9 protein-coding genes are annotated in these 10,637 nt (G+C 73.9%); 7 read left to right on the forward strand and 2 right to left on the reverse strand.

Features of this window, described 5'->3' with window-relative positions:
* The first annotated feature begins 83 nt into the window (after positions 1 to 83).
* Positions 84 to 1,958, forward strand: a complete 1,875-nt coding sequence (locus ACWD4B_RS18810; RefSeq protein WP_451421771.1) for a glycoside hydrolase family 15 protein — start codon at positions 84 to 86, stop codon at positions 1,956 to 1,958.
* A gap of 15 nt (positions 1,959 to 1,973) precedes the next feature.
* Here ACWD4B_RS18810 and ACWD4B_RS18815 read toward each other — a convergent pair whose 3' ends face one another.
* The gene (locus ACWD4B_RS18815; protein WP_451421772.1) at positions 1,974 to 2,513 is read right to left on the reverse strand and encodes a hypothetical protein; all 540 of its coding nucleotides are present in this window, start codon (positions 2,511 to 2,513) and stop codon (positions 1,974 to 1,976) included.
* Positions 2,510 to 3,943, reverse strand: a complete 1,434-nt coding sequence (locus ACWD4B_RS18820; RefSeq protein WP_451421773.1) for an ATP-binding protein — start codon at positions 3,941 to 3,943, stop codon at positions 2,510 to 2,512. The genes ACWD4B_RS18815 and ACWD4B_RS18820 overlap by 4 nt, the downstream gene beginning before the upstream one ends.
* Before the next feature lie 147 nt (positions 3,944 to 4,090).
* On the opposite strand from ACWD4B_RS18820, the gene sph reads away from it, so the two are divergent.
* From sph to ACWD4B_RS18850, 6 genes are all read left to right on the forward strand, one after another.
* Entirely contained in the window at positions 4,091 to 5,074 is a 984-nt protein-coding gene (sph, locus tag ACWD4B_RS18825) for a sphingomyelin phosphodiesterase (protein WP_451421774.1), read from the forward strand.
* Between the two features lie 82 nt (positions 5,075 to 5,156).
* Positions 5,157 to 6,113, forward strand: a complete 957-nt coding sequence (locus ACWD4B_RS18830) for a DUF6891 domain-containing protein (protein WP_451421775.1) — start codon at positions 5,157 to 5,159, stop codon at positions 6,111 to 6,113.
* 348 nt (positions 6,114 to 6,461) lie between these two features.
* Positions 6,462 to 7,061 carry a winged helix-turn-helix domain-containing protein gene (locus tag ACWD4B_RS18835; protein WP_451421776.1) on the forward strand — a complete coding sequence of 200 codons (600 nt, stop codon included), beginning with the start codon at positions 6,462 to 6,464 and terminating at the stop codon, positions 7,059 to 7,061.
* Positions 7,062 to 7,114: 53 nt separating this feature from the next.
* Positions 7,115 to 7,567 carry a cupin domain-containing protein gene (locus ACWD4B_RS18840; protein ID WP_451421777.1) on the forward strand — a complete coding sequence of 151 codons (453 nt, stop codon included), beginning with the start codon at positions 7,115 to 7,117 and terminating at the stop codon, positions 7,565 to 7,567.
* A gap of 106 nt (positions 7,568 to 7,673) precedes the next feature.
* Complete coding sequence (locus tag ACWD4B_RS18845; RefSeq protein ID WP_451421778.1) at positions 7,674 to 8,477, forward strand: tyrosine-protein phosphatase; 804 nt, start codon at positions 7,674 to 7,676, stop codon at positions 8,475 to 8,477.
* A 115-nt stretch (positions 8,478 to 8,592) separates the two neighbouring features.
* Complete coding sequence (locus ACWD4B_RS18850) at positions 8,593 to 10,518, forward strand: hypothetical protein (protein ID WP_451421779.1); 1,926 nt, start codon at positions 8,593 to 8,595, stop codon at positions 10,516 to 10,518.
* Positions 10,519 to 10,637 lie beyond the last annotated feature (119 nt).

A 10,637-nucleotide genomic window follows, 5' to 3' on the forward strand; every position in this document is an offset into this window, starting at 1 on the left:
GGCCGCACCGGACGTACGGCCCGTACAGCGGTATAACGGGTGGTGTGGCATGTCCCGCGACGAGGCGGGAGGGAGCGGCACCCATGAAGCACGCACTCGAGGCACAGCGGATCGGCGACGCCCGCGGCTACCTGCCGATCGAGGACCACGGGATCATCGGTGACCTGCACACCGTGGCCCTGGTCGGGGTCGACGGCACGATCGACTGGTGCTGTCTGCCGCGGTTCGACTCCCCCGCCGTCTTCGGCTCGCTGCTCGACGCCGGGATCGGCGGCTCGTTCTCCGTGAAGGTCCGCGAGGTCGAGCGGACCAAGCAGATGTACATGCCCGACTCGAACGTGCTGCTGACCCGCTTCCTGGCGCAGCGCGCGGTCGCCGAGCTGTACGACTTCATGGTGCCCGACCACCCGTCGTGCCCGGCCTCCGGTGCGCGGCAGATCGTCCGCCAGGTGCGGGTGCTGCGCGGGCGGGCCACGGTCGAGGTGCGCTGCCGGCCCGCCTTCGACTACGCCCGCGCCCCGCACGCGGTGCGCCTGGTGGAGGGCGCCGGGGCGGTCTTCACCAGTCCCGCCGGGACGCTGGTGCTGCGCTCGTCCGTACCGCTGCAGGTGGACGGCGACGCCGCGTGCGCGACGGTGACCCTGGGCCCCGGGCAGTCGCTGGAGCTCGCCGCCCAGTGGGGCGAGCCGGCCGACGGCACGATGCGTCCCCTCGACTGCCCCGAGGCCACCCGGCTGCTGGACAAGACACTGCAGTACTGGGACGGCTGGCTGCGGCACTCCAACTACCAGGGCCGCTACCGCGAAACGGTCGAGCGCTCGGCCCTCGCGCTCAAGCTGCTCGTGTACCAGCCCACCGGCGCCCTCGTCGCCGCCGCGACCACCTCGCTGCCGGAGTCCCCGGGCGGCGGCCGCAACTGGGACTACCGCTACACCTGGATCCGCGACGCCGCCTTCACCCTCTACGCCCTGATGCGCCTGGGTTTCACCGAGGAGGCCGCCTCCTTCATCGACTGGCTGCACCAGCGCTGCGTGCAGGCGCCCCCGGGCACCGGGCTCCAGGTGCTCTACGGGATCGACGGGCGCCCGGAGCTGCCCGAGTCGGTGCTGGAGCACCTGTGCGGCTACCAGGGTGCCCGGCCCGTCCGCATCGGCAACGCCGCCGCCCAGCAGCTGCAGCTCGACATCCACGGCGAGCTGATGGACTCCGTCTACCTCTACAACAAGCACGGGGAGCCGATCTCCTACGAGCTGTGGGAGGCGCTGGCCCGGCAGCTCGAATGGCTGGAGAAGCACTGGGAGGAGCCGGACGACGGCATCTGGGAGACCCGCGGCGGACGGCAGCGCTTCACCTATTCCGCGCTGATGACGTGGGTCGCCTTCGAGCGGGCCATCCGCATCGCCCGGCACCGCGGCATGCCCGCGCCGGTCGAGCAGTGGCGCGACACCGCCGCCTCCGCCTACCGCTTCGTGCAGGACCAGTGCTGGACGCCGGAGCTCGGCGCCTACTGCCAGTACCCGGAGAGCGCCACGCTGGACGCCTCGCTGCTGGTGATGCCGCTGGTGAAGTTCGCCGGGCCCAAGGACCCGCGGTTCCTGTCGACGGTGCGCAGCATCGAGGAGCAGCTCGTCAGCGACAGCCTGGTGCACCGCTACCGGACGGACGGAAGCGACGGACTGACCGGCGGGGAGGGCACGTTCAACCTGTGCTCGTTCTGGTACGTGGAGGCGCTGGCCCGCGCCGGGCGGGTCGGCGAGGCACGCTACGTCTTCGAAAAGATGATCACGCACGCCAATCATCTGGGGCTCTACGCCGAGGAGATCGGGCCCGCGGGCGAGGCGCTCGGCAACTTCCCCCAGGCGTTCACCCACCTCGCGCTGATCAGCGCCGCCACCAACCTGGACCGCGCCGTCGGCAGTCACCACGGCCCGGCCGCCCGCCAGTGGCACACGAGTTGAGCGGTCACCCGGCGGTCACCCGGCGGAGGAGAGCACCGGGAAGGCGTTGCCGCTGTCGCTGCAGCGCAGCGTCCACGGCGGGCCGCCCTGTTCGTGTACCCGGACGTCGACCTCGGTGGCCGGGCGGCCGCCCGGCACCGCGGAGTGGGCGGCGGTGCAGGCGATCTGGCTGACGGCGGCCGGCTGCAACTCCGAGACGGGGACGGGCAGATCGACGTCCACCGCACCGGTGGCCGCGGTCGCGCGCAACGGGCCGATCGTGTCCGGCACCTCGGTGATCAGGCCGCGCGCCCGCTCCGCCGGGGTGGGCCCGGCGAGCAGCAGGTCCATGGCCCGCTGCGGGCCGGCCGGGGTCCGCTCGTGGCGGGAGACGGCCTGGATGCCGACCGGGGAGAGGAAGAAGATCCGGGCGGTGGTGTAGGTGCCGCCGGGTTCCCGGATGCCGGTCGCGGGCTCCCCGGCGCGGACGAGGCCGGTGGGGGCGATGCCGCAGCCCGGCAACGTGCACACGGCGCCCAGGCACAGGGCGAGCAGCGCGCTGCGGCGAAGGGTCACGGCTCCTCCCGCAGCGGCAGGTCGACCGTGAACACGGCGCCGCCCTCGGGCTTGTTGACCGCCCGGAGGGTTCCGCCGTGCAGCCGGACGTTCTCCATGGCGATGGCCAGGCCCAGTCCGCTGCCCTCGGAGCGGACGCGGGCGGCGTCGGCCTTGTAGAAGCGGTCGAAGACGTGCGGCAGGACCTCGGGGTCGATGCCGGGGCCGCGGTCGCTCACGTCGATCAGCAGGCGCCCGCCCTCCGCCCGCGCCGCCAGCCGGACCGGCGGGCCGCCGTGCCGCAGGGCGTTGCCGACGAGGTTGGCGACGACGACGTCGATGCGCCTGGGGTCGAACCGGGCCCGTACCCCCTCGGGCAGGTCCGCGGTCACCCGGTCCTGCCAGCCGCGGGCCTGGAGTGTCTTGCGGAGGGCGACGGCGACGTCGACCTCGTCCAGGTGCAGGGCGGCGGCTCCGGCGTCGAAGCGGGAGACCTCCATCAAGTCCTCGGTCAGCCGGGTGAGTTTGCGCGTCTCGCCGCTGATCAGCCGGACCGCGTCGGCGGTGTCGGTCGGCAGCTGCGCGGCGTCCTCGTCGAGGACCTCGGTGACGGCGGACATGGCGGCGAGCGGGGTGCGCAGCTCGTGGGAGACGTCGGCGGCGAAGCGGCGGGAGTCGGCCTCCAGGCGGCGCAGCCGGGCGTCGTCCTTCTCCAGGGCGGCGGCCATGGCGTTGAACGTGCGGGTGAGGTCGGCGAGTTCGTCGGTGCCGGTCACCTCCAGCCGGGTGTCGAGCGCGCCGCCGGTGATCTTCTCGGCGGCCTGCCGCAGCCGCCGTACGGGCCGGAGCACGCGGCGGGCGGCGAACAGGGCGGGGACGACGGCCAGGGCCAGCGCGGGCACGGCCCCGGCCTGGGCGGCGGTGACCAGGGAGTCGATGTCGCCGCGCTCGTCGGCCAGCGAGAACTCCGCGTAGACGTCGAGTCCGGAGGCCTTGTGGCCGGTGCCGGTGAAGGTGACGGGCATGCCGATGGTCAGCCAGGGGCCGCCGTTCCGCTCGACGCGCTGGTACAGCGGTTCGTTGCGGTCGCGCACCGCGCTGCGCAGGGCGTCGGTGACGACGCCGGCATCGCCGGGCAGGCGTTCGGGGACGGCGGGACCGTTGCCGTAGGCGGCGGAGGTGCGCCAGTTGCGGGAGCCGCCGGCGCGGTCGAGCTGGAGGGCGAAGTTCTGCAGGTCCTGCGGCCTGGGCGGGAAGGGCAGGGCGGGGGCGAGGGAGTCGATCTGGGTGCGCAGGTCGTGCACGGCGGTGGTCTGGGTGCGCTGCAGGATCGCCTCGCGGGCCTCGCGGAAGGTCAGGACGGCGGTGATCAGCGCGCTGAGGGCGGAGACGGCCAGGAAGGCGATCACGAGCCGGGTGCGCAGGCTCTGGGAGAACGCGCGGGTTCGCACGGGGCGATTCTGCTTCCCCGGCTCACGGATGAGGGTTCCCCTTTCCGTTTCCCCAAGGCAAACTACTAGTCATCTTTGGGTAAAGCAGCGTGATTTGATGGAGCCGGCCCCCGTGCCACGCACCCGCCCCTTCCTCAAGGAGAGACAGTGCCGTCCACGAAGACCGTCAGATCCGCCACGCTGCTCACCGCCGCCACCGCCGCGCTCGTCACGGCCCTTCCCGCCCCGGCAGCACAGGCGGCCGCCGTACCGCAGGTGAAGGTGCTCACGTACAACACCTTCCTGATGTCCACGAATCTCTATCCCAACTGGGGCCAGGAGCACCGGGCCGAGGAGATAGCTGCTGCCGGCTTCTTCCGGGGGAACGACGTCGTCGTCCTCCAGGAGGCCTTCGACAACGGTGCCTCGGACACCCTCAAGTCCCGTGCGGCGGAGCAGTATCCGTACCAGACCCCGGTCGTCGGCCGGGGCAAGGACGGCTGGGACGCGACCGGCGGCAACTACTCCACCACCACTCCGGAGGACGGCGGGGTCGCGGTGCTCAGCAAATGGCCGATCGTCCGCAAGGAACAGGTCGTCTACAACGACGCCTGCGGCTCGGACTGGTGGTCCAACAAGGGATTCGCCTATGTGGTGCTGAATGTGAACGGCACCAAGGTGCATGTCGTGGGCACGCACACACAGTCCACCGACAACGGCTGCAAGACGGGCGAGCCGGCGGCGCTGCGGGCCAAACAGTTCCGGCAGATCGGCGCCTTCCTCGACGCCAAGAAGATCCCGGCGGACGAGCAGGTGATGCTCGCGGGCGACCTCAACGTGGACTCCCGCAGCCCCGAATACGCCTCGATGCTGAACGACGCGGGCCTCGTCGCCGCGGACGCCCGCACCGGGCACCCGTACTCCTTCGACACGAAGGAGAACTCGATCGCCTCCTTCCGCTACCCCACCGACGCCCGCGAGGACCTCGACTACGTCCTCCACTTCAAGGGCCACGCCCGGCCCGCGAACTGGCGGAACACCGTGGTCAAGGAGCAGTCCGCGCCGTGGACCGTCTCCAGCTGGGGCAAGCAGTACACCTACACCGACCTGTCGGACCACTACCCCTTGATCGCCGGAGCGGGGGCCAGCTGACCCCGCTGTCAGTGGGTGGTGTCAGGATGCTCGCAACGGGTCGCTGATCGCGGGGCGGCCCTTCGAGCGAGGGGGTCCGTCGATGCTGCCCATCACCGTCAACACCGAGCCCGGCGAGGTGCTTTCGCCGCTCACCGCCGAGCAGCTGGCCGGGCTGATCGGCCGGCTGGGCGGCGAGGGCGACAGGTTCGCGGTGGCCGAGCGGACCGGCGGCGGCGCCGACCACTACATCCAGACGTGGCACGAGGGGGACGGGCCGTACGAGGTGGAGTACCGCGACGGCTCGCCGGAGCGGCACTTCGGGGCGCGGCTGGGCAGCGCCGAGGAGGTCACGGCCGTCTTCGTGGCCTGGGCCGGGCAGGCCGAGGGGTGGGCGGACGGCCACGTGTGGCAGCGGGTGGAGCTGTCGGAGGACGCCCCCGGGGAGGGCGCGGACGATCTCGACCCCGAGCTGCTGGAGGAGGCCGAGGAGCAGGCCCGGCTGCTGATCCGGTGCGGCTTCGACTCTCCCGAGGAGGTCGCCGAGGACGTCTCCGACTACTTCCACGACGAGGGCGTCACCCCCGTGTCCCCGGCCGCGGCCCGGGTGATCGTCGAGCGGCTGTGGCAGGAGCAGCTGACCGAGCAGAAGAGCTGGCCGGAGGTGACGGACGTGGACCGGCTGGAGACGGCCTTCGCCGTGCTCGCCGCCGCCGGCATCACGGCCCGCATGCACTTCACCTGCTGCAGCAAGTGCGGCCTGGAGGAGATCCGCGGCGAGGCGGCCGAGGGCGACCGCGGCTTCGTCTTCTTCCACTACCAGCACACCGAGCGCGCCGCCGAGGGCCACGGCCTGTGGCTGCTGTACGGCGCCTACAAGGGCGGCGCAGAGGATGGCGCGGAGGACGGTGCTGAGGACGGCGGCGGGACGGGCGCCGTCGGGCGGGAGATCGTGACGGCGCTCACGGAGGCCGGGCTGCCGGCCGAGTGGGACGGCGACCCGGACCGCGCGATATGCGTGGCCCCGCTGGTCTGGCGCAAGCGGGTGCAGCCGCTCTGACCGGCCCGGATGCCTGACGGGCGCCGGGCAGGGGGTGTCCGGCGGTAACTGCGGGAGGGCCCGGAAAGGACCCGGAAAAGGGGCTCCTGCAGGGGCGACGGCCATGCTTCAATAGGGGCATGGCCAGCCTCCAGAACACCGCGACGGGTCGCAGCGACCTTGAGCCCTTCTGGCCTTCCCGCCAGCATCACGACTTCGACCGAGTGTGTTGTCGCGCGACCTCCGCGCAGGCCCACTCCTTCCGCTGACCCCTTCGTCGAAGTCAGCCGCCGGGACCGGACCCGGCCAACGGCCCGCGCACGTGCACGTCCTCTCGACGGTCCCTCGCGCGAAAGAGCTGAGCTCTCCATGTCGAACCTCCGTACCCTGACCGCGCCGCACGCGTCCGCCCCCCGCCACCGGCTGCGGGCCGTGGCCCCGGGCGAGGTGCCGCCGCCGGCCGCCGTCGCCGACCTGCTGCAGGCGGGGGCCACCTGGCTGCCCGCACCGCAGCACACCCTGCCTGCCCTGCCGGGGCAGCCGCCGATGATCGGCTACCTGGTCCTGGTCCCGGCCGACCAGGCGGGCCTCCCCGGCGCCACGCCCGTACCGGCCACCGCGGCCGCACCTGCTGCACCTGCCGCCCCCGCCGCACCTGCGCCCGTCACCGAGGGCGACGCGCTGGTGCACATCGACCCCGAGGACCGCACGGTCCGCATCGCGGGCCGGCTGCTGGACCTCACCTACCTCGAGTTCGAGCTGCTGGCCCACCTCGTGGCACACCCCCACCGGGTGCACACCCGCGACCAGTTGGTGACCACCGTGTGGGGCTACGGACACGTGGGCGACGGCCGCACCGTCGACGTCCACGTCGCCCGGCTGCGCCGCAAGATAGGCCCCGAGCACCGCGCGTCGATCGTCACCGTCCGGCGCGTGGGCTACAAGTACGCGCCGCCGGCCCACATCTGACATCCGGCGGATTCGGGCCGCCTGCCGGGGCGGGTGAGTGGGAGGCTGGGGCCATGACGGACAAGAGCACCGACAAGCCCTCCGAACTCGTCACCCTCCTCGGCCTCCAACCGCACGTCGAGGGCGGGTGGTTCAGGGAGACCTGGAAGACCGCGGCCTCCGCGCACCCCGAGGGGTACGAGGGACCGCGGGCGTTCGCGACCGGCATCTACTTCCTCCTCCACCCCGGCGAGATCTCCCGCTGGCACAAGGTCCGCTCCGACGAGATGTGGCTGTGGCACCGCGGCGGCCCGCTGCGGCTGCTCCTGGGCGGCACGGGCGAGGCCGCGGACGAGGCGGGGGCCACCGAGGTGGTCCTCGGCCCCGGCGTCGAGCACGGGGAGCGGCCGCAGGTGCTGATCCCGGGCGGCGCGTGGCAGGCGGCGGAGCCCGCGGGCACCGAGCCGGTACTGGTGTCGTGCGTCGTGGCCCCGGGCTTCGACTACGCGGACTTCGTCATGACGTGAGGGTCATGACGTGAGGAGCGCCCCGCAGGGGCCCGCCGTCGCGGACTCCGGCGACCTTCTTCACAATGAGGGGGAACAAGGTTCAGCCAGACGGGAGACACCCCCCATGCCGCAGCAGATCGATGCCTCCACGATCATCAACCTCCGCGATCTCGGGGGTATCGCGCTCTCCGGCAACTCCGCGGTCCGCCCCGGCCTGCTCCTGCGCTCCGGCCAGCTGGACCGGCTCGACCCCGCGGCCGACCCGGCCGTCGCCGCCCTCGGCATCCACACGGTCGTCGACCTGCGCAGCGAGAACGAGCGGACGGAGCGCCCCGACGCGCTGCCGGCGGAGGCCCGGCTGATCGTCGCCGACGTGATGGCGGACGGCGCCACGGCCGTGACCGGCGGCGAGCAGGTGCCGGCCCGCCTGGAGGACGTCCTCGGCAGCCCCGCGGTGGCCGAGCAGTACCTGGGCGGCGGCAAGGCGGAGAAGCTGCTCGGCGAGGCCTATCGCGCGTTCGTGACGGCCGAGTCCGCCTGCCGGGCCTACGGCACGCTGCTGTCGGCGCTCGCCGAGCCGGACTGCGGCCCGCTGCTCTTCCACTGCACGGCCGGGAAGGACCGCACGGGCTGGGCGACCACCGTGATCCTGCTGCTGCTCGGCGCGGACGAGGCGACGGCCGAGCGCGAGTACCTCGCCGTCAACCCGGCCGTGAAGGCCGCCTTCGGGTCCGTCATCGACCGCTTCACGGCGGCGGGCGGCGACCCGGAGATCGCGGACGCGATCCTGGGCGTCCGGCCGGTGTACCTGGCGACGGCGCTGGAGGAGATGACCCGCCGGTACGGGGACGTGGAGCGGTACGTGCGGGACGGCCTCGGCGTCTCCGCCGAGGCCGTGGAGCGGATTCGGGCGCGGTACCGCGCCTAGCGCGGGGCGGCCGGTTCTTCGGGTGCGGGTTGTTCCTGGTTGCTCGCGCAGTTCCCCGCGCCCCTGACGGGGCACGGAACAAGTGACCATCCGACCATTCACTCGTTCTACCTACGTGGAGCAGCACGCTGTCGTCGACGTCGAGCAGGCCGAGGCCGCGCTCATCGAGCACTATCCGCGGCTGGTGAGGCTCGGGTACCTGGTGCTCCCGCCCTCCCTGGGCCGCAATCGGCGGGTTCTCACCGCGCACGCCCTCGTACAGCGGGCGCTGCCGCGCAGCCGGGGCGCCGAAGTGGCGTCCGCGGCCGTGCCCGGGCCGCGGGACGGCGACGACCCGGGGTACGCGTACGTGCGGCAGCGGGTGCTGCGGGCGGCGCTGGACGCCGGGCTGCCGCGCGGGCGCTGGCAGCTGCCGCGTCCCGGCCGGCTGCCGCCGCTGCTGCCGCAGGTGTGGGGGCTGCGGCTGTTCCCGCGCTCGGGCGGCGCCGACGAGCTCGCCCTCGACCAGGACCTCGCGGCGCTCTCCGGTCCCGGCCGGGCGGCGTACGTGCTGCGCGCCCTGGAGTCGCGCACCGATCGCGACGTGCAGCGGCTGCTGAAGGCCGCCGGGGTGGCCGACCCCGGCGCGGCGCTGGCCGAGGCCGACGGGGTGCGGCTCCCGGCGGGCAGCCGGGACGCCACGCTGCTGGAGTCCGTCGAGTTCGACCCCTGCTCCCTGCAGGCCCGGCCCACGGACCTGATGCGCCGCCGCCAGCACGCCCGGGCCGCCCTCGCGGCGGCCGCGGCGTTCGTCGTGTGCGGGACGCTGATCGGCCTGCCGACGGGCGGGTGGGGCGAGGACGGCCCGGCGGCGCCGCCGTACGCGCAGAACGCGGCCGCCCAGCAGGCCCTGGACCCCGCGAAGCTGACCCGGGTCTCCCCCACCGCCTGGAAGAACGCCGACCGCCCCGGCTTCGCGGCCTGGCCCGCCCGCGGCAACCGCACCGGCGACACGGCCCTGCTCCGCCGCGCCCTCGCCGTGTGGGCGCGGCCGGGCAGCTCGGTGCAGGTCACGGCGACCCCGGGCACCGCGGCCGGGCCCGCGGCGGGGCCGCCGCAGCTGCTCTTCGCGGGGGATGCCGACGCGGCGACGGTCGTACTGCTCTACGACGGGCTGCGCGTGGTGCGCTACGCGGAGTCCAAGGGCGGGGACGGCGGGGGCGCAGCGCTGGACCTCGCGCGGACGGACGCGGCGGACGAGGACTCCGCGACGGCGGTGGTGCTCGGGCGCACCGACGGCAACGTCCGCTATCTGACGGCCCCTTGGGTGGGCGGTGGCGCCGGCGACGCGTCCGTGCGGGACCTGCTGAAGCAGGACGATGCGGGGCAGCCGCTGCACCGGGACGGGGACGGGGTGACCGACGCGGTGCGCAGCCCGCTCGCCGCCGGGACGACGCCGGACGACTGCCGGAGCTGGCCCGCGCTGCAGCTGGGCGGCCGCACGGTGACCGACCTCGGCGAGCTCGTCCCCGCCCGGCTGACCACGGGCAGCCCCGCCCCCTCGACCGGGCCGCACGACGTCGACAGCGCGCAGTCGCGCGGCGAGTGGGCCCACGCAGCCTGCCGTCTGGCGACGGTGCGCGGGCAGGGGGTGCGGTCGGTGAACGTGTGGCAGTTCGCGGCCCAGCCGTTGCCCGGCGGGGCCGGGAGTGCGGAGTGGTCGTGCACCCGGGCGGAGACGTGGCGGGGCACGGGGAGCAGGGTCCTGGCGGACTTCCGGGCACCGTCCGCCCCGGCGACGGTCGTCGCCCGCGCGGAGGGCTCGCCGGTGTGCGGGGCGCGGGAGCCGCGGGTGCTGGCCGGGGTGCTGTGGAAGTCGCACGGGGGCACCTGGTACGCGCTGGCGGCGGCCGGTGGCGGGGACGTGGTGTCGCTCACCGCGACGGGGGGTGTGCATGGCTCCGCCCAGGGGTCATTGTTGGCCGTGCCGGCCCAGCAGGGGGCCCAAGCCAAGCTTGCTGCGCGGCTGGCGGGCGGGGGGACGTTGGTGCCGCTGCAGTGAGGGGTGCCCCGGTCCCGCCCTTTCGCCGTTTCCTGGGGCTGCGCCCCAGACCCCCTTGTCGCGGCTCCGCCGCTCGTCCTCAAACGCCGGACGGGCTGATTTTGCGCCCCGTCAGGGGC

This window comes from Streptomyces sp. NPDC002536 (assembly GCF_053594995.1).